This is a genomic window from Collinsella sp. AF39-11AT (genome assembly GCF_003474585.1).
Taxonomy (GTDB): Bacteria; Actinomycetota; Coriobacteriia; order Coriobacteriales; family Coriobacteriaceae; genus Collinsella.
This window is the reverse complement of the sequence record NZ_QROG01000016.1, coordinates 27,523-48,467: the sequence shown is the minus strand read 5'-3', so window position 1 is coordinate 48,467 and position 20,945 is coordinate 27,523. Positions and strand designations below refer to the sequence as shown.

The 20,945-nt window shown below is 56.1% G+C and carries 13 protein-coding genes and 2 tRNA genes; 1 reads left to right on the top strand and 14 read right to left on the bottom strand.

Annotation, left to right across the window (positions count from 1 at the left end):
• Positions 1-647: 647 nt before the first annotated feature.
• The 14 genes from DW037_RS07455 to DW037_RS07390 all read right to left on the bottom strand — a co-directional run bounded on the left by DW037_RS07455 (position 648) and on the right by DW037_RS07390 (position 17,197).
• On the bottom strand, positions 648-1,445 hold the full coding sequence (locus DW037_RS07455; RefSeq protein WP_117630005.1) for a TraX family protein: 798 nt from the start codon (positions 1,443-1,445) through the stop codon (positions 648-650).
• A 194-nt stretch (positions 1,446-1,639) separates the two neighbouring features.
• Positions 1,640-1,715, bottom strand: a tRNA-Lys gene (locus DW037_RS07450).
• 28 nt (positions 1,716-1,743) lie between these two features.
• A complete protein-coding gene (locus DW037_RS07445) occupies positions 1,744-3,024 on the bottom strand; it encodes an aminopeptidase (protein WP_117630004.1) in 1,281 nt (426 codons plus the stop codon).
• 89 nt (positions 3,025-3,113) lie between these two features.
• On the bottom strand, positions 3,114-3,689 hold the full coding sequence (locus DW037_RS07440; protein WP_117630003.1) for a hypothetical protein: 576 nt from the start codon (positions 3,687-3,689) through the stop codon (positions 3,114-3,116).
• Positions 3,690-4,568: a phosphoribosylaminoimidazolesuccinocarboxamide synthase gene (locus DW037_RS07435; protein WP_117630002.1), complete on the bottom strand. Its 879-nt coding sequence runs from the start codon at positions 4,566-4,568 to the stop codon at positions 3,690-3,692.
• 118 nt (positions 4,569-4,686) lie between these two features.
• Positions 4,687-6,252, bottom strand: coding sequence for a cell wall metabolism sensor histidine kinase WalK (locus tag DW037_RS07430; RefSeq protein WP_117630001.1), 1,566 nt, complete (start codon positions 6,250-6,252; stop codon positions 4,687-4,689).
• Between the two features lie 11 nt (positions 6,253-6,263).
• Positions 6,264-6,986, bottom strand: coding sequence for a response regulator transcription factor (locus DW037_RS07425; RefSeq protein ID WP_006236208.1), 723 nt, complete (start codon positions 6,984-6,986; stop codon positions 6,264-6,266).
• Positions 6,987-7,139: 153 nt separating this feature from the next.
• Positions 7,140-8,351 carry a twin-arginine translocation signal domain-containing protein gene (locus DW037_RS07420; RefSeq protein ID WP_117630000.1) on the bottom strand — a complete coding sequence of 404 codons (1,212 nt, stop codon included), beginning with the start codon at positions 8,349-8,351 and terminating at the stop codon, positions 7,140-7,142.
• Positions 8,351-8,614 (bottom strand): TIGR03905 family TSCPD domain-containing protein, encoded by a 264-nt coding sequence (locus DW037_RS07415; RefSeq protein ID WP_117629999.1) that lies wholly within the window; start codon positions 8,612-8,614, stop codon positions 8,351-8,353. The genes DW037_RS07420 and DW037_RS07415 overlap by 1 nt, the downstream gene beginning before the upstream one ends.
• 113 nt (positions 8,615-8,727) lie before the next feature.
• Entirely contained in the window at positions 8,728-10,527 is a 1,800-nt protein-coding gene (locus tag DW037_RS07410) for a diguanylate cyclase (protein ID WP_117584010.1), read from the bottom strand.
• A complete protein-coding gene (locus DW037_RS07405) occupies positions 10,524-11,360 on the bottom strand; it encodes an ABC transporter substrate-binding protein (RefSeq protein WP_158551694.1) in 837 nt (278 codons plus the stop codon). The genes DW037_RS07410 and DW037_RS07405 overlap by 4 nt, the downstream gene beginning before the upstream one ends.
• A gap of 345 nt (positions 11,361-11,705) precedes the next feature.
• Positions 11,706-13,652, bottom strand: a complete 1,947-nt coding sequence (locus tag DW037_RS10625) for an Ig-like domain-containing protein (RefSeq protein ID WP_158571963.1) — start codon at positions 13,650-13,652, stop codon at positions 11,706-11,708.
• Positions 13,653-15,353: 1,701 nt separating this feature from the next.
• Positions 15,354-16,697, bottom strand: a complete 1,344-nt coding sequence (purB, locus tag DW037_RS07395) for an adenylosuccinate lyase (RefSeq protein ID WP_117584013.1) — start codon at positions 16,695-16,697, stop codon at positions 15,354-15,356.
• Between the two features lie 425 nt (positions 16,698-17,122).
• Positions 17,123-17,197 (bottom strand) — tRNA-Gly (locus DW037_RS07390).
• 295 nt (positions 17,198-17,492) lie between these two features.
• Between DW037_RS07390 and DW037_RS07385 the strand changes: the two genes are divergently transcribed.
• A complete protein-coding gene (locus DW037_RS07385) occupies positions 17,493-20,924 on the top strand; it encodes a SpaA isopeptide-forming pilin-related protein (RefSeq protein ID WP_118373091.1) in 3,432 nt (1,143 codons plus the stop codon).
• The last annotated feature ends 21 nt before the right edge of the window (positions 20,925-20,945 follow it).

Genomic DNA, 20,945 nt, shown 5'->3' with positions numbered 1-20,945 from the left:
GTCCGACCGGGCCGCGCGGCAAGGAGATATATTGCCAGACCGGAGGGCCCCCGGGGGCGGGAATCCAGCACTCCATATTTTGTTCACAAATGAATAGAACCCTCAGTTGCTTCACTGAGGCCGTATTCGAAGCAAGAGCTTCTGATATTGGCGATGACCAGCTGGTTTATAGGTGTTAAGGCATCGGTCATCTCTGGAGCGCCACTTTACTCCAAAAGCATCACCTATTTGTTTCCCGTCGGTAAAAGGCAGGTTTTGTTCGCCAAGCGTTCTTATATATAGACAAGTTCGGGTTCGAGCCCGTGCACCGGCAACAAAAATGCGACCAGCCGGAGCCGATCGCCTTCTGTTCTTTGCTGGAGCATCCAGAGGGTGCTTCCGAACTCATTTTCTCGCTGCCATTCATGCTTTCGAAGCATCGTTCGACCTCCGCAGCCTCATGTTTTGAGGATCTGCCGTGTTTATCACTGTTATTAATGAGTGTGTGGAAGTGATCCTCATGCAGATACGTGCGATTCGCCAGAGAACTGAGAAGCATCTTTCTGCAGCCCTCGTTGCCTATCCTCGCACCTCTCAGGTCTTCCGGAAATTCACAAGCAGTCTTAGGGTCAATTTGTTTCTGCTTTCAGAGACTTGTTTGAGAGTTTTTAAAGACAGTTCAAAACAATAAGTGAGACGCCATAAAGCAGAGCAAGATGTGCCGGATAGAAAATGTAGAAGAAATATTTGAGCTTCAGCCCTCGCTTGCCATTATAAAGATTGATAAGCAGCAACGAAACGACCGCGGCAGCAGCATCAGGATTAAGTACATTAGCTGTAGCAAACTCGAATCCGCCGCCAACTATATGGCATGACGAAAGGAGCACTGCGCACACTGCAGCAAAGAACATCTTGGCCTTGCTGTCGTGGAATAAATAGAATGCAGCCACAAGCAGAATGCCGTACACACCGCCATCCAGTTTAGTGTATTCAGCTGCCAGTGCTGTCAAAACAATCAGAGCAGTTTCTGCGATGTACCTTTTCCATTTTGAAAGACTTTGTATCTTTTCCAGAATAATCAAAAAGACCAAGGAAAGCAGGAGCTCACACATAACATTTTGTTGCCGAAGGTCAAATAGTTGCCCGGTTTGAACGAAATCGTATATGGGCTCCGTAATGATTGCGAAGACAAGCATATTTCGCAGGTACTTCTTTATGTCATGAGTATGCAAAAATCCCTCAACTATCAAAAAGCAAAATAAGGGAAATGCAATTCTGCCAAGAACATGAAGCACATCCGAAGCTTGGCTTAGAATCGCCCACTGTTCGTCTGATATCTGACTGTACGATGCGTGAGTCATGATTCCATTGGTCAGGACGATTCTGCTCACATGATCGAGAACCATCGAAATGGCTGCTATTATCTTTAATGTGCTGCCGCTAATTCCATATCTATCTGTTTTCATTTTGTTTTCCTTTCTTTGGGTGGGCCGTCAGGGGTTCAGCCTGCTCCGCAGGCGGCCGCTGCGGCGCTTTCGCGCCTTGCGCGCTGCGCTGGCAAACGCTCTCGCGTTTACTCAGCTCCGCGCCCCGACGGGTTCGAACCCGTGTACCGGCAACAAAAAAGCGGCCGGCATCCGCCAGTCGCTTTTCTTTTCTATGGTGGGCCGTCAGGGGTTCGAACCCTGGACCTTGGGATTAAAAGTCCCCTGCTCTGCCAGCTGAGCTAACGGCCCGCGGGTGGCATTGTACCACGGTCTGGGACTATTCCCAACTCCATTGGCCGTTCTGGAAAATCACAACTTCACGTCCATCAGGCGTAATGCCCGTAATATCGATGTCGTCCGTGCCGATCATAAAGTCGACATGCGTGCTCGAGACGTTAACGCCATGCTCCAGGAGCTCCTCCTTGGACATGTCATACCCGCCCTCGATGCACTCGGGGAAGCCGACACCCAGCGCAAGGTGGCAGCTGGCGTTCTCGTCATAGAGCGTATCGTAGAACAGAACGCCACTTTCGCGGATCGGCGTGTTCTTGGAGATGAGCGCGACCTCACCCAAACGAGCGGCACCTTCGTCGGTGTCAATGATGCTCGCAAGCGTCGCCTTGCCCACGCGGGCGTCGTAGTCCACCACACGGCCGCCCTCGAACTTAATCCAAAAATCGTCGACCTTGTTACCGTGGTGGATGAGCGGCATGGCCGAGTAGACGATTCCGTCAGCGCGCATGCGATCAGGCGAGGTAAAAACCTCCTCGGTGGGGATGTTGGGGAAGAAGGGGTGGCCATCGGGCGTCTTGCCCTTGCCGCCGGCCCACTCGTGACCCTTCGTCATGCCAATCGTCAGATCGGTTCCATTTTCCGCGATGTAATGCAGGCGGTCAAAACGATTGTCGTTCAGGAAACGCAGGTTCTTTTCGAACGCCGCGTCATGAAGCTCCCAGTCGCTCTCCGGGTCCTGGCCATCGGCACGAGCGGTGTGCAGAATCGCATTCCACAGCTTATAGATTGCAACCTCATCGGTGTCTCCCGGGAACACCTCGTGCGCCCAAGCCACGACCGGAGCGCCGGCGATGCACCACGGGTTGATGTTGTAGTCCAGTCCACGGCGGAAGACCTTGCACTGCGTGTTCCTTGCCTTGGAAGCCGCGGCGGGCTTGGCGGGATCGATACCCTTGAGAGCTGCAGGGTCCGCGCCCTCGATAAAGATAAAGCAGGCGCCATCTTGGGCCAGGGAATCCAGCTGCAGGCGCTTCCACTCGGGCGTCTGCTCAAAATAGCTTTTATCGACATGCTCGTACGTGAGCCTCGTCACGGCATCATCGGCCCAAATGACCGTCACGTGGCCAGCGCCGGCGTCATAAGCCTCCGCGACCACCACGCGGGCAAAAGGCGCGCACTCGACCGGAGACTGAACGACAACCTCCTGGCCGGGCTTGACGTTTACGCCCTTGCGGACAACCAGACGCGCATAGTTTTTAATCTTGGGCTCCAGGGCCTTCATGCCCTCCAGAGCTTCTTCGACCGTCAGGGCAGCTCGAATCATGTGCCACTCCATCTATCTATAGAACAGTAAAAAGACGCGCCGCAAAAACGACGCGCCTTATATCTTAGCGATAAGTATGGATACAAGCGCTACTTCTTCTTGGAGGCCTTCGTGTCCTCCTCGGCAGCCGCGCGCTCAATAAGAGCGTTGAGCTTGTTCTCGGACATGCCCTCGGCCTGCGTGCGGTACATGTTGCGCAGGGGACGAATACGAACGAAGTCGTAGATAAAGTCACCCAGAATGATGACATAGGACAAAACGATGCCGACCATCTGGACGGGACTGGACACCGTGCCGCCGGGAACGAAGTAGAACGAAACCCAAATTGCCACGATGAACACCATGCCGATAGCGAGCACGGCCCACCAAATACGGCGGCGCTTGGTGTAGTCCTCATCCTGCTTGAGAAGGATATTCGACACCGTGTAGATACGATCCTCCTTGGCGCGCTGTTTGGCCTTGCGAGCGCGCTTCTCCTCTTTAGAGAGGCCCTCGAGGTTCTCGCCCTTCTCGAGCTCTTTGCGGCGAGCTTTAGACGAAGCTGGCACGACGCGGACAGAGCTCGCTGCCTGACGGGCGGGCTTAGCAGATGCGGCGGACTTGCGCGCAACCCCGGTAACTTCGTGGGATTGCGTGCGCTTGTTCGTGGCGCTACGGGTACTCACTTATGCGTTCTCCTTCATACTTGTGAACTGGGAGCCCGTGATGATCTGGAAGGCCTCGCGATAGCGCTCGGACGTGCCATCGATGACCTCGGCGGGCAGGTGCGGGGTCTCCCCCGTCATATCCCAGTTGGCTTTGAGCCAATTGCGGACGAATTGTTTGTCGTAGCTGGGCTGAATCTTGCCCTCCTCGTAGCTGGCGGCAGGCCAGAAACGGCTGGAGTCGGGCGTGAGGCACTCGTCGATCAGCGTAACCTTACCATCGATGACACCAAACTCGAACTTGGTGTCGGCGATGATGATGCCTCGAGTCGCGGCATACTCGGCAGCGGCCTTGTAAATCTTGAGGGACAGGTCGCGAATCTGCGCGGCGATGTCCTCGCCCACGATCTTGCAGCAACGCTCGAACGAAATGTTCTCGTCGTGGTCGCCGATCTCGGCCTTCGTGGACGGCGTGAACAGCGGCTCGGGAAGCTTGGAGGCCTCGGTCAGACCCTCGGGCAGCTGAATGCCGCAGACGGTACCGTTCTCGTCATAGGTCTTCTTGCCCGAACCGGTCAGATAGCCGCGGACGATGCACTCGATAGGAATCGTCTGGGCCTTCTTGACCAGCATGGCGCGGCCTGCGAGGTAGTCACGATACTCGGCAAACTCCTCGGGGAAATCCGCCGGGTCGATGGAAACGAGGTGGTTGGGAACGATGTCGGCAAACTTATCGAACCAGAATGCCGAGATGCGGTTGAGCACCTCTCCCTTAAACGGAATCTCGTCGGGAAGAATGAAGTCGAACGCAGAAATGCGGTCGGTGGCGACCATCAGCAGGTTTTCACCGGCATCGTAGATATCACGAACCTTGCCACGGGAATCCGGACGACGCTCCATCGTTGTCACGTGAGTCACTCCTTACCAAAATACGACAGTAATGCGGGTTCTTTCCCGCACGTTTTCGCAAACTCGGAGCGGCAGGGACGAAACCCCTCCTTCACCGAATAGCGAAAAGCTAGTGCTCCATTGTAGTAGATGCCGCGTCCGCCGTGTGCTCGCGAGGCAGATGAATCGTAAAAGTCGTACCCTTTCCAAGCTCCGACTCCACGGAAATGTAGCCATGATGGCGCTCGACGATCTGTTTAGTCACGGCGAGGCCCACGCCCAGACCGCCCGCCTCACGGGCACGGCTGGCATCGGCGCGCCAAAAACGGCCGAAGATGCGCGACAAGTCATCCTTGGCAATACCGATGCCGGTATCAGAAACGGCGACGCTGACGTGTTTGCGGTCACTGAGCACCGACACCACGACCCAACCGCCCTCGGGGGTATAGCGCATGGCGTTGCTCATGAGATTGATGACGCATTGTGTGATCATGTCGGGATCGGCTTCGACGACATCGTCGTGACCTTGCGTCTCGTCAGCAAAGCGCAAGCGCAGATCGCGGTCGACAAACAGGCGCTCCTGGGCATTGACGATGGAACGCACGAAAGGAACCATGTCCACCGGCTCAAGGTTGAGCGGAGCCGTGCTGTTTTCCATGCGCGACAGGTCGAGCATCTGCTGCACCAGACGAGCCAGGCGACGCGTCTCGGAAGCAACGGTTTCCAGATGCTCGTCGTCGGTGGGATACACGCCGTCCTGCATGGCCTCGACCGTTGCAAGCATGGCCATAAGCGGCGTGCGAAGCTCGTGCGCGACATCCGAGGTCAGGCGCTTTTCGTGCTTCATGTCCTTCTCGAGCGAGGTGGCCATCTCGTCAAAGGTCTCACCCAGTTGATCGATTTCGTCATCGCCACGCAAGCCCGTGCGAGCGGACAGATCGCCATCGCGAATTTGCTTGGCCGTGCTCGTAATACGATGAATCGGCTTGGTGAGCATGCGCGACACGAGCGATCCGATAACGACCGAAATGCAGATTGCAACAACCGCGGCGAGGGCCATGGCGTTAAAGGTCTTCTCCCTAAATGCAGAATCCGCCTTGGTGAGCAAGGCATCGGAGCCGATGGCCCATAGCTTCACCTGTCCGACATGCTCGCCCGAAGACGCTATGATTTCGACGTTGGCAACGCTATCGGAGTCGGTTGGAGCAGACGAGACCGGGCTATGCGAGGCCTTTTTACCGCTCGAGCTGCGAGACGCCGATTCGCTCTCGCGCACATCGGCAGTCGCACTTGCCGAAGGCCACGAGTCGTCATAGACAACAACGCCCTTTTTATTGACGACCTGCATGCCCAAATCGTCGGACACCAAACTCGATGTCGCGACCGTGCGCAGCTCGCCCGCAGTCCAGTTGCCGTTTTCCTCATACGACGTCGCAAGCTTTTCGGCAGCAGAATTGGCGATCTCGACGATATTGGAGCGCGTGTAATCCGAAAAGACCGTGCCCCACACAACAGAGACCACGCCCACCAGCACCAATACCGTCATGAGCGATGTCAGAGCAAAAGCAAGTGCCATGCGCGAGGGATAGCTCATCGTTGGCCGTGAATCGGAACGAGGCGTGTTCCAACTAGCCTTGGAACCCGCCTCGCTCTCCTGCTTGTGCTTTTGTCCGATTTCAAAGCGCGCAGGTGTCATATGTGATTTCCCTATTTCTCGTCCGACTTATCGGTCTTGGCCGGAGCCTCGAAGCGATAGCCGACACCGTGGACGGTGTAGAGCCACTTGGGCTTCTTGGGATCATCGCCCAGCTTGGCGCGAAGGTTCTTCACGTGGCTATCGATGGTGCGCTCATAGCCCTCAAAGTCGTAGCCGAGCACCTTCTCGACCAGCTCCATGCGGTTGTAGACGCGACCGGGGTGACGGGCAAGCGTGGTGAGCAGCTTAAACTCGGAAGCCGTCAGGTCGACTTCCTTGCCCTCGACCAAAATCTTGTGGCCCGAGATATCGATGACCAGATCGCCGAAGTCGAGTACCTCGACGGCTGGCTCGTCGGCCTGATGGGCACGGCGGAACAAGGCGCGTACGCGCGCGACAAGCTCGCGCGGCGAGAACGGCTTAATCAGATAGTCGTCGGCGCCGAGCTCAAGACCGATAATACGGTCCTCGATCTCGCCCTTGGCAGTCAGCATGATGATGGGGACATCCGAGGTATCGCGAATGGTGCGGCAAACGCGCTCGCCGGGGATCTTGGGGAGCATAAGGTCGAGCACGACCAGGTCAAACTGATGCTTCTCGAACTCCTCGATCGCGGACTGGCCGTCGCCGACACCCACAACCCAGTAGCCTTCGCGCTCGAGATAGGCAGCGACGGCGTCACGGATTGCCTTCTCATCCTCGACCAGCAGAATCTTTTTTGCATCTGAAGCCATAACACGGCCCCCCTGTCTCAATCAGCTAAGAACAAGCCCATTTTAACGCACCTGAGCCCGCCGGATGCCACTATGACGCGGCAGCTCGGCGGGCGGTACTCACAATTACAACGCGTTTATTCCCCTGTTGGCGCCTTTTTAACCCCTCTAAGCTTAAAGAGAGAATAGGCGTGCGGTGACCGTCTCGGGTATACCCTGGCTGTTGCGCACCGTGGCGTACGTAAGGAATGAGTCCGATTTTCCCGCCGTAGCTGGATAATCGCCATATTCCAAAGCGCGGTCGGGCGACAACAGCGAGCCATAGGTCTTGGCAGAGGTGTCGATGAGAAAATGCGATGCCTGTACCTTAACGAGATATTTATTCTTCTTGCCGGCAGCACATGCGAGCGGCTCGCGGGACAGAAAGAGGTACGGCCCTCCCTCATTACCGATATACGTGCCCATGTTGCCCAAGCTGCCCACGCCACTATAGGTCGCCTCGATAGAAAACACGAAGGTATCGCCCATATATACGGCCTCGAAAGGCGAGACTGACGAGGGAAGGACTAGCTGGGCACGTTTGGTGTTGTTGCCATCGGTCAGATCGATTGCCGTTATGCCATAGTAGACGCCTTCGTCGTTGCGGACACGCGGCGAGATGGTCAAAATGCCGTCGCTCGCGCGCGGGGCCGATGCAAAGCGGCCCATCGATTTCCAAATTACCTCGGCCTTGGATTCATCAAGCGAGCGACGATAGCAAAACGAATCACTACTCGTTTTATTGCCGCCTGCCGAAGGCATTTTATACCAGATGACCGATGACCCGAACGCCGTAAACAGTGGCGGATCATAGTCCTTGCCACCCCGATCGAGCTCAACCACGTCGCCAGAGAGCGAAGCGCCCGACAGATTTTGAGCGTAGAGTTTCCACGATGAGTTCGCAAAGTTCATCTCGACCCAAGCAAACACGCCATCGCCGGCGCGAACATCGTAAAACGAATACCCCGTACCTTCGACGGGATCCTCGATAAGCGTCGTGAGCGAGCCGTCGCCCAAGTTGAGCACGCCAAGCGTGTTGGCATGTAACGCAGACGCCGGGGCCATCATCGCCGCGGCGTAATCGCCGTCGCAGTAGTACAGCAGCGTACCCAAGGGCAATGTCCATGAAGCCATGGGCTCAAGATCGATATCGACGGCCTCATACTCATCCGTAATCGAGACAATCTTTGAGTCGTCTTTGATAACCTGTGGCTCGCCGGCAGCATCGTCGCTGGTACCCGTTTTCTTTGAGCATCCGGCAAGCACCGTGGCAGCGCCCGCGGCAGCCCCTCCGAGCACAAAGCCGCGGCGCGATATTCCGTTCTTGACGTGGTCGGCGATACTCATTAGGCGATCTCGGCGCGAGCGGCCTCGATGGCGCGCGTGAGCTGATCGGCGCAAGAAGTCTTTTTCATACCGCAGGTATTACCGGCGAGAACCTCGATTACGCGATCGGCAGGAGCGCCCTCGACCAGCTTGGAGATAGCCTTGAGATTGCCGTTGCAGCCACCGGTAAACTCGACGCCCACCACCTTGTTGCCGTCATCGGACAGGTCAAGGTGGATATTGCGAGCGCATACGCCCTGAGGCTTGTAATCAAAACTAATCATTGCGTTCCCCTCTCGTAAAGCAATTTCAGACGTCTATTATCCCCGTCCGAACCGATAAAGTATCGCGGGCACCGATTCAACATTCCCCAATGCGCAAACCGGCGGCAGCAATACTAGCAATCTGCTTCCCGAGCGTGGACTTTTCGTTTCTCTTGATACATGTTGTGGTCAGCGATGTGGTACATCTCGGTCAGTGTACATCCGGGTGTCTCTGCCGTCGCGACACCAAACGACGCACTGACTGTCAGCACCTCATCGCTCGCAGCAGCAAGGCTGAGGCGAAGATCTTGCACTACTTCACATGCGGATTCGCGATCGGTGTGAGGGCAAATCAACAAGAACTCGTCGCCACCAATGCGCATAGGCACAAACTTCTCGCCTGCCGCCCGCCTCAATACAGACGCCGTACGCCGTAGCAGCTCATCGCCCATTTCGTGACCGTAGAGATCGTTGGTATGCTTGAGGAAATTGCAGTCCATCATGATCACACTCACGGGCAGGGACTCGTTCACCAGATCGTCGCCAAGGGACTCAAGGTAATTTCTATTGCGAAGTCCCGTCAGCTTGTCCTGGAAAGAGAGCTCCTCGGCGCGCTTTGTCATCGAGATGTTATGCGTCGCCACGACGACCGATTCCAGTCGACCCCGCTCATCGCGGCGCTGTGGAACAACCTGCAGCGAATACCACGTACCTCGGCAATCTCGCACCTCGGCATCCAAGTACGGCACGCCCTCCATACGATCCCGAAGTGTCTTTATATCTAAGAGCTCCATGACCGCCTCGCGACTTTCGGGACTCACAATGTCTCGGCAAACCGTTGCAAAAAAGTCATATGCCTCGGCGTGCTCGGCAAATATCTTCGCCACCGATGGCGACATGTTAATTCCCTCGATCTCGAGCGTATCGAGATGCAGCAGGAAGGTCGACTCATATATGGAACTGATAGCATTGATGATGCCGAGTTGCTTGTCCTTTTCGGCCAAATTGCGACGATCGGCAATGTTGCGCGCCAACAGCACTACAACCCAAAACGCCAAGAGCACCAGCACGCCGGCAGCGATAAATGAAATCCTGCCCGACATGACCTCAGATTTGGGATAAAGCGCAAACAGGCGATAGTCCTCATACGCCGCACGCACGGCATACCAGGTACTTCCCCGATATTCGATACGTGTTAAGCCTTCGTCTTTCCAATCAATTCCGCTATCGGCAAGAAGCCGGGCAAGGGTTAGATCGACATTCGAATCGTTTGAGGAAACGATCTGCATATCGCGCATCACGAGCACCGTTGGGCTCTGATGGAATGTGTTGTTCACGAGCACGTCGGCGATCGTATACGAATAATCATCGGCGGGCTCGAGCGCAAGCGATCGATACCCCAGCGCTACGCCATCACCGTACGGAACAACACTCACGGCAAAATCGACATCGCGACGCTCAACGACCGTCGAGTAGGACACCTTGGATCCTCGATACATCGATGCGACCGACGAACAGGCCAGCTCCTCTCGCCACAGCATCAGCGGATCGCGACCATCAATATCGTAATGAGCGGCCATATGGCCGTCGGCGTCCATGACCAACATTCCCGAAAGGTGCTCGGTATGGACGTACTCCTCGACGAGGTCATCGTTGACTTCAACGTGATCAGACGGCAAGAACGTCGAAAACGACTCGAGCACGGCATCCAAATTGTGCGTCGCTTCGGTTTTTCTTCCCTGTTCATATCGGTCATATTTTTCGCAGGCGTTTTTTAAAAACACCATGGTTTCCTGACCAAACCCAAGCGTTTTATCGAGACAGCGATGCGTGCCGACCATATACAGCAGACCCAACAGAACAGCGCTGACCACAACGCAGATAGCCGCGGTGACTAATGCCTTTCGGCGCAAGCGGCGCTCATCATTTGTCATGATTCCGCTCCTTGCCCGTCCGTCGTCGCCCCTGCCTTGTACTTGCCCACAATGCGCTCAATCGTGCCATCTCGATCCATCTCGAACAGCACGGTATTGAGGTTTTTGACGTACTCCCCCTCATAGCCGTCCTTAAACGCGACGCCAAGGTCAACCGTCATAACGTTGTCAGCGAACACGCGGTAAAGGCCGGGATACTGGGCGACAAGTCGATCAAGCGGCTGAACGTCCGCCATCCAACAGTCGACATACCCTTTGGCGAGGGCGGCTTTGCAGAGCTCGGCAGAACCGTACGATTTGATTTGCACGTCCGGCGAGATTTCCAGATCCCCTGCGAGCAATCGGCGTTCGCTCACCGAGCCCGCAATCACCGCGATGGTCTTGCTTCCATCGAGATGCGCCAAGGACTTGATGCCGCTCGTTTTCTTGGCGGCAACCGAGACCGTCACGGTTAGATACGGCTCGGTCCAGTAATACTTATCCTCGCGATAACAGGGAGAATAATCACACCACAGGCAATCGATATCACCGTTTTTGAGCAGCCGGTCGCGATCGTTCCAGTCAATATCGACAAACTGTGGCTTGAGCCCCGCACGCTTGCAGGCCTCGCGGGCGATGTCGATATCGATACCGACGTAATCGCCCGTGGTATCGATATACACATAGGGGTCGTTATCCGTAACGCCGATTTTGAGTACTGGGAGATCTTTGTCGGCTTCATTCGAGGAGGAAGAGCTGCTTCGAACGGTATACGTCAGGGCGACCACACAGGCAGCAACAAGGAGCATGAGCGTAAACGAGACAATGGTGACTCGCTTGATACGTCCGGGCACGCGCCTCCCTTCATCGAAACAGCAGTCGGATTTCATTTTATACCCGGGGCTGATGCGGCAATAAAAAAAAGCGCCTCGCCCAAGACGGGCAAGGCGCCAATGGTCCAAATGCAACCGCAAGCGGTCGAATTAGTTTAACCCTACTCGAAGCTCAACTGCTCCCGAATGCACCCCCGACCGCCGCCTCGTTCAGGCCGTTGGCGCCGACCGCGTATCTGGCGGTTTCCGACGCGCCGCACTGCACGCGACACACGGGCTGAAGTCTTTAACGGAAAAGCCCCGTTAGTAAGACGAGTTACCAACAGGGCTTGGACTGAAAGGTCGCGCTTAAACGAGAGGGGCGCCCTAACGCTCGAGACGTTTGCGCATAAGCGCGAAGGCAATCAACGAAGCGCCGGCAACGGCCATAATAAAGGCGACGGCAGGGGCCTGATCGCCCGTATTGGCGAGCGCACCCTTAGTAGTCTTAGTAGACTTTTTGGTCACCCTGGTCGTCGTCTGCTGACCAGGCTGGGACGGCGTCACGGGCTGCGTAGGCTGAGCCGGCTCCCCATTGGCCTCCTCGCCCGTCACCACGTACGTCGAGAAGTGGCTCGTGCGGAAGCAGAGGTAGTCCCCCTCGATCCACGTATCCATAGCCTGGGTGGAACCATCCTCAGCAACGTAGAGCACCTTGAGATTGGTGAGCGCCTTCATGGCGGCAGTCATCTTGACACGGACGATGAAGGACATGCCTTCGTAGTCCTCGATAACCTCGCCGTCCTTGAGAAGCTTGATATCGAGCTTATCGGCAACCTTGGTACTCCCCTGCTCAAGGCCGGAAATTGTAGCATTGGCGGCGTCGGTAAGATTTGTCGGTTCCTCGACCACAAGAGAGATGCTGTTGTTCTGGGCAATGCCGGCAGCGGCATTGTTCTCGGCGCTTACGCTAACGTCCGTTCCGTCGCTACCTGCAACGCCCGCAATGGTCCTCGCCGCTACAGTAACGGTACAGGTCGTTGTTTTGTCACCACAGGTGGCGGTGATCGTGGCGGTACCGGCCTTAAGCGGCGTCACGACGCCGTCTTTGACCGTAGCGATCGACGAGTCGCTGGAGGCCCAGCTCACCGTCGTATCGTCTGCATCGACAGGACTCACCGTTGCGGAGAGCTTTACGGAGGCATCACCGACGGTAAAGGACAGGCTCGTCTTGTCGAGCTCGACTTTCTGGACGGGGTTGGTCACGGTCACCGAGACGGTTTGGGAGAGCGATTCTGCAGTAATGACAAATGAGCCAGAACCGGTCTTGAGGGCGGTAACGGTGTAGGAGCCATCGCCGTTGTCGACAACCTCAAACGCCTTAGAAGCGCCCGTGTTATCCAGAGCAAGCTTGGTCTCGTCGACCTCGCCCGCAAGGGCTCCAACAAGAGAAATCTTCACGGTGCGCTCTTCGCCCTTCTTGAGGTTAAGAGCGGTCTGGTCGACCGTAAGGTTCGTTGCGGGGTTGGAAACAGTCACCGCGCAATCCTGAGAATAGGTGCCATCTTCGGTCGAAGCAGTGATGGTTGCGGCGCCCTTGGAAACAGACGTCACTTTGCCGGTTTGATCGACCGTAGCGACGCTGTCGTTACTGGACTTCCAGACAACCGTCTGGTCAGCCTCCGCGGGAACGACCGTTGCCTTAAGCTGCTCGGTTGCAGCGCCCACAAGCGTGACCTTCTGCTTATCGAGTGTGATACCCGTTGCAGGTTGAATAACCGTCACCTTGCACGTGGCGCTATACTCGCCGTCCTCAGTGGTAACGGTGATCGTGGCAGCACCGGCCTTGACCGGGGTCACGACGCCGTCCGCAACCGTGGCGACCTCCGGGTCGCTCGAAGACCAGGACACATTCTTATTCGTTGCATTGTTGGGCTCAACCGTTGCGGTCAACGTCGAGGGCTCGCCGCCCACAGCAAGCTTAAGATTCGACGCGCTGAGACTGACGCTCGAGATCCTTACTACCGGAGTGGTTACCGTAATTGTATCCGTGGTTGCAGAGACTCCATCAACTGTTGCCGTGATCGTGGCATTACCGTCACCGACAGCGATAACAAGACCGTTGCCATCGACGGTAAGGACGTTCTCGTTAGAAGAGGACCAGACAACCTTACTGGCCTTATCGTCAGGGGAAACCTTTGCCTTCAACTGCTGAGTCGTGCCCTTGTCCATAGATGTTGAGTAACCATCCGTAATGGAGACCGTAGTTTTTGCAGGTTCCTCGCCCGGCTTGACGACGTGAACGGTCATAGTGTCGCAGAGACGACCACCCAAGTACATTGAAACCGTTGCATCGCCGTAACTATGAGGCACTAAATACCCCAAGTAACTGCCACCATTAAACATCGGTCCTTTTACCTCGAGGACATCGGGATTATCTGAAGTGAAAGAATACTTTGCGCCGGCATAGGAGTCCATCAATTCCTCAGCGCTTTTGCTCAGCACGCCCTTTGGATATTCAAACCCCCTGTCACATTCCAGCCAAAGCCAATCTTTGGATATACTATCTGAACTGACCTCACAGGGAAATGTATAATCGCTCGACACAAACTTAGCCTTCGAAAGGCTCACTTCCGCAGGGTCGACAACCTCTATCTCAAAGGGATGGTCATTGCCAAGGCCATCACGAGCATGAGCCTTAACGGTGCCAGGCTTTATTGCCTTAAACGAGTTTTCACCATCGGTAAGCTCAACAACATCGCTGCTTTCTAGAGAATAGGTTACAGAGCTAACGAGCGCATCCCAATGTGCACGCTGGCATGCCTTCAGTGCTTCATTTGGGGAAACGTTGAGAATGGCAGAAAGATAAGAGCTGTCCCCAACCAGCATCTTTTGTTTTTTGTTCCCACGCTCATTGAATCCAGGCTCCTGATTCTCGGTTACAACATCACATAGCTTCTTCGTCTCGGTCTCGCCGTTGCAATAGTCGACAAGAACCTTGGCCTCTTTTGCATCTTTCGCCAACGCCTCGAGTTGCAAAGAAGCGCTTAGCTCAGAAGTTCCATATGAATAATAATTCGAATTCACCCTTGCCTGAACTTTGGAATCCTTTGAGGGATCTTCCTTTATTTCAAAATATGTAGCCGCACGGGTCTCGTCCTTGGGGTGAACGTAAACTGTCCCCTCTAGCAATGCATAGTGCGTGTTCCCGCATTTTTGCGGACAATCATCCGTGTAACCCAGCGTTGCAGTCGTTGTCGTCGCACCGGATTGGTCATAGGATACGAAACTCACCTTAATTGGATTGAGATTAGCCACGCTCTTAATCTTAAGAGAACCGTTTAAACTCTCGTCAGCCCTGCTCTTCATGGTTATAGTCGTTGTGCCGACTTTGGTGGGACTAATTGTCAACACCCAATCACGTGATTTATAGCTCACTTTAGCGATATCCTCATCAGACGATGTGATATCGATATCACTAGGGTCAATGGGCGCCCATTCGTGATTTTTATTAAAAAAGGAAAGCCTTCCTTTCACCGTCTGTCCAACAGCGACATCAAATTCTGACCACACATCGCCTGTAGACGAATCGTATGGGAGAAACGATGCACCCATGGAACCATCCTGCGACTCCAGCATGACAGCATCCGCATGCGGGGCGGCCACCGTCAGCCCAAACGTTGCCGCCGTTAAAGCAACGCAGATGCCTGCGGCTATCCTCCGAAACCCTTTTCTCATTCCCCTAAGTCCAATCTCTCGTGAAAAAACGCAGCATTCTCCCACACCTTAAAATTGGCTTAAGGATACCCCCCCCCCAACGAGCACTTGCAAGCTAATGTTTGCCAGAAGGGGCAAATTAACGGCAAGCGACATTTCTGCAATATACCATCATCCGCTGAAGTGTGACTTTCCCGACGCTCCCACGCAAAAGCCCCGTTGATAAACGCGTTACCAACGGGGCTTGGGCTGAAAGGCCGAGCTTCAACGGAGGCCGAAAGTAAACTGATCGGTTTGACTTCGTCCCCAATCGATCAGTTAGAACTCGAGCTGCTCCAGGCGATCGAAGACCGTGTCGATGCGGGTGAGGAAGTCCCACGGATCAAAGATCTCGTCGAGCTTCTCCTGGCTGACGGTGCAGCGCGGATCGGCCTCGAGACGCTCCTTAAAGGTGGGGCCGGCGGCGCAGTCCTGCACCTCGTGCCAGGTAGCCATGGCGTTTTCCTGCACGATCGCATAGGCATCCTCGCGGGTGATGCCCGTATCGACGAGGGCCAGCAGGACCTTGGAGGAGAAGATGAGGCCGCGAGTCTTGTTGAGGTTGGCCATCATGCGAGCCGGATACAGCTGCAGGCCGTCGATAACGCGAATGAGACACTGGAACATGTGGTCGAGCGCGATGAAGCTATCGGCCTGGGCGACGCGCTCGGCAGAGGAGTGCGAAATGTCGCGCTCGTGCCACAGGGCGACATTGTCGAAGGCGACCTGGGCGTTGGACTTCACGATGCGCGACAGGCCGCAGACCTTCTCCATGGTGATCGGGTTGCGCTTGTGCGGCATGGCGGAGCTGCCCTTTTGACCCTTGCGGAACGGCTCCTCGGCCTCAAGCGTATCGGTCTTCTGCAGATTGCGAACCTCGGTAGCGATGCGCTCGCAGGTGGCCGCCGTGGTGGCGAGGACTCCGGCGAGATAGGCATGATGGTCGCGGGAGATGACCTGCGTGGACAGCGGGTCGTGGACCAGACCCAGGTGCTCGCAGACGTACTCCTCGACAAACGGCTCGATGGAGCTGTACGTGCCGACCGCGCCCGAGATGGCACCGAAGGCAACGTTCTTGCGGGCATCCTCAAGACGATCCAGATCGCGCTTGAGCTCCCAGGCCCAAGAGCCAAACTTCATGCCGAAGGTCATCGGCTCGGCATGGATGCCATGGGTGCGGCCAGCGCAAAGCGTGTTGCGCTCCTCGAAGGCGCGGCGCTTGCAGATCTCGCCGAGCTTTTTGACGTCCTCGATGATCAGATCGCAGGCCTGGGTGAGCTGGTAGCACAGAGCCGTATCGCCCAGATCGGAGCTGGTCATGCCATAGTGAACCCAGCGGCTGGGCTTGGGGTCGCCCTCGGGAACATCAGCGTCGATGTACTCCTTCATGTTGGTCAGGAAGGCAATAACGTCGTGGCGCGTGACTTCCTCGATCTCGTCGACCTTTGCCTTCTCAAAGTTGGCGTGGTCGCGGATCCATTGGGCTTCGTCTTTAGAAATGCCGATCTTGCCGAGCTCCGCCTGGGCCTCGCAGGCCAGGACCTCGATCTCCTGCCAAATGGCGTACTTGTTCTCGAGGGAGAAGATGTGTCCCATCTCCGGGCGGGTATAGCGATCGATCATAGCGGCTCCTTTTTGGTTATTGGCACGTTGGTCGTAACCCAACCATTGTACCGTGCGCGGGTGCAAGTATGGGCAGCAGGCATGAACCTAACATTTTGAAGCAGGAGCGGGCAACGGGACGTCCGCGCGCCCGCGTCGCGGACGCACACCTGCTGTGGTCAGCATGCCCCGGTCCGCAAAGCCGCCGAAGGAGACCGGATCGAACCGAGTGTCCCAGCATCCCCCTTGGCTGATGGAGCGGGCAACGGGACGTCCGCGTATTTGCTTCGCAAATACGCACCGGCTGCGGTCGCCTATCGGCGACCTTGCCTGCTCGCTATAAACGCTTCGCGTTTATTTAACGCTCGCACCCTGTCGGGTTCGAGTCCCGGCACTTTATTGAAAAAAGCACGGCACCGTGATGGTGCCGTGCTTGTGCTCTTAACTGGAGCGGGCAACGGGACTCGAACCCGCGAGTGTCAGCTTGGGAAGCTGATGCCTTACCACTTGGCGATGCCCGCTTGTGTTGGCTAGTATAACGCGGTTGTCTTGTTCGATACAAGGGTGGTGATGCTTGTTTTAGCTGTGGAGATTCGTTTGAAAATCGCGTCAATTGTGGAGATGAGGACCTTTGTCTTTCTTTTCTTACCATCTTCTACCTGTACTTTTATCTGATTGTTGTATTTGAGTTCGCTTTGTCAGAAATCGGGCAAGCTTTTGGTCAGCTTCTGGTACTTACCCGCATGAACCATGGCGGTAGCCTCATCCCAAGCGCCGCGGCCTCCCCGTGCGGCGCACGAGGGATAAGGAGCAGCCATGTCCAACGCACCCACGCACTCTGTCCACAGCGCAATCGCAACAGGTCCGCTGCTCCTGCTCCTCTTCCTGCTTTTCGGCTGCCTGGCACCGGGAGCCGCATTTGCCGTCGATGGCTACGATCAGCTCGGCTTCCGCACCATTAGCGATGATTGTGGGCCCTTCTTCATCGGCAAGTATGAAGCTCAAGACGCCTCGATTGCCTACTGCATGAACCAGGAGCGCCCCGGCCCCACCAAGCCGGGCGGCCCATGGCTCAACTTTGATCAAGGCTGGGTGTGGCTCGACGACGAGTTCGCGGCAATCGTTTGTCACGGATATCCTACCGCCACGTCGTTTGGCGGTTACCATCTTTCACCAGATCGCGCCCGCGCCGCCACCCAACTTGCCGTATGGATGCTCAACGGCACTACCCATGTCGACGGCACCTACTCCTACACGACCGCTCAGGGCAAAACCAAGAGTGGACACTTTACCGCCGACAATGAAGTCGTGGCGGCTGCGCGATGGCTCCACGACAGAGCAAAATCAGGAAGCATCAAAGCCGCTCCGCACCGCGCGCGGCGCTATCTAGGAGCCGTATCGGGCGGCAGCAAACGTCAAGACATGCTCTATGTACTGCCGGCGGTCTCTGTTTCCTTCCAAAAGCAGCCTGCAAACGCTGCCATTACCAGCGGAAACAATACTTATCAGTTTGACGGGGCAACATTCGATGTTTTTGAGAGCGCCAGCGGCGCGCGTGTCGGCACCATCCAGATGGACAGCAACGGTCGAGCGCAGGCAGCACTTCTGCCCAACACGGCATACTACCTAGTTGAAACAAAGGCGCCGGCCGGCTATGTCCCCCGTCGTGATCGCATCGCCTTTACCACGGGGAATGACGGTGAACAGGTCGCCGTTGATGAACAACCCGGCGCCATCACCCTGCATGTCGTAAAACTCGATGCCGCGACGAATGCCGGACCCCAGGTGGGATCTTCACTCGCAGGAGCAGAGTTCACGTGCGTGTCGCAATCCACCCCCGGATGGGCGCAAACCCTCACAACCGATGAAAACGGTCGAGCTACCCTCACCGATGTCCCCCTAGGAACCTTTACCATCTACGAGTCAAAAGCCCCCGAGGGCTACCTGCCAGCCAACGACAGCTGGTCCTATACCGTTGGAGCCGACCATCTCGGTGATTCAGGCGTGGTCGAGATCGAATCGCGCGTTTCCGATATCCCCATTGCGTTTGACCTTGAGATTTCCAAATTCAAGGACTACGGCGATAGCGATCAATCCGGCCTGGAGCAGCCGGCAGGAGGTGTTGTCTTTGAGGTTGTCAGCAACAGCTCTCAGCAGGTTGTTGGCACACTGACCACAAACATCTATGGCTTTGCCTCCACCAAAGATCAGCCAGAAGCATGGTTCGGCGCAGGCAAGCGACCCGCCGGTGTCCACGGAGCCATCCCATACGACCGCGCCGGCTACACCGTTCGCGAGGTTCCGGAAACCGTCCCCGAGGGTTTTAAACGTGCAGGGGAATGGACCGTCGGGGCCAATCAGATTTCCGACGGCGCCGAGCTTCAATATATCGTGGACAACCACGCTCTGTCGACGCATCTCCAGATTGTAAAACGCGATGCCCAAACAGGCGCTTCTGTTCCGCTAGCCGGATTCACCTTCCAACTCCTCGACAGCAATCACAAACCTGTCTCACAAACATGCTGGTATCCAGCACATAATGTAATGGACACCTTTACGACTGACGCGACCGGCACCGTCACACTGCCCGAATCGCTCGTGCCGGGCACCTATTATGTACGCGAAACCTCGGCCAAAGAGCCCTATCTTGTCGGTGAAGAGATCGAGGTAAACATACCCGCCGACATGAACCTAACGCCCTTTGCAATCGCCTCGTATTATGACCACGCCGCGACCGGAAACATCAGGATCGTTAAAACCGATGCCGTAGACGGCAGCAGCCTCGCGGGCGCCATATTTGAGATCCGTGCCTCGGGTGATATCGTGCGCCCCGATGGTAGCATTGCCGCGCTCGACGGTGAGACCGTCGCGACCGTCGCGACGGATGAAACTGGAGAGGCACGCGCGGACGACCTCCCGCTGGGATCTGGCACCGCACGCTACGAGGTTGTCGAGACTCAAGCGCCGACCGGCTTCTTACTCGACCGGACGCACCATATCGTCGACCTTACCTATGCCGACCAGAAAACACCCGTTGTGGAAGCACGGCTTAACGTATCCGACGATTACACCAAGGTTGATATCTCCAAGGTCGATGCAAGCGGAGAGCAGGAAGTGAAAGGTGCACAGCTCACCTTATATGGTCCCGATAAAACCGAAATAGACTCCTGGACCTCATCCGACAAGCCACACCGCATCGAACATCTTGCACCCGGCACCTACTCGTTGCGCGAAACGATGTCTCCGCGGACCTATGACCTTGCCGAGGAGATAACGTTTGAAATAAAGGATACGGGAGAAGTCCAATCCGTCGCGATGAAGGATGCGCCCATCGAGATCAAAGGACAGGTCGACAAGCGTCAGGAACTTGTCCAACCTATCGGGAAGGGTCTGTTGGCTAACGGCGATGGAAAAAACCGCGCCGCGATGCAAACCAATACGGATGGGCTTTTCTCCTATACCATCGATGCTCGAAACGATTCCGCTACTTGGGTTGATGAGTTTACGATTACCGATGATCTTGAGTGCGCCAAAGACGGCACGGCGAGATTCGTCTCAATCGAAACCCCCGTCGCCATCGGCGACCTCAACGGTCTGTGCAACGTGTGGTATCGCACGACGCCGTTGGACTCGACAGACGTCGATGAGCCGGCAAACGCGACGCTTGACGATGGGCACGAAAATCCTTGGCTTGAGTCCGACGAAGTAAAAGAGAGTCTGGGTGAAGATTGCCGCCTCGTCGATTACGACGACTGGCACCTCTGGAAGGCGGATGTCTCGACCACGGAATCCGCCACACTCGAGGCGAAAGAACTCGACCTTGCATCCAATACCGTCGTGACGGGCATTCGCATTGAATACGGTGCGGTAGCCGCCGACTTTACGACTCGAAGCGATACGGATTCTTGGACCCGCGATGATCTCAAAGATGAGCACGACGACCTTGACGATGCCAGAGCAATCCTTGGCACAGACGCTCGGGGCGCAGTCGTGCACATGCAGGCAACGTCGGCTTATACACCCCAAACTGCACTCACCAACAGCGCACGCGTCGATCTTTGCCGCAACGGCGGCGGCGATAAACTTGAGTCACATGACGAGGACAGTGTCATTCAACGCTGTACCCTACCGCAGGACCTACCGGCAACAGGATCAGCCCCCATCGCCGCTTGCATCACCGCGCTCCTGACCTCGGGTGCCGCAGCCCTATGGTTCGCTCGCCTTAGGTCAATCCCAAAGAAGCGCTAGCGCGATGAAAAAGCGGGCGAG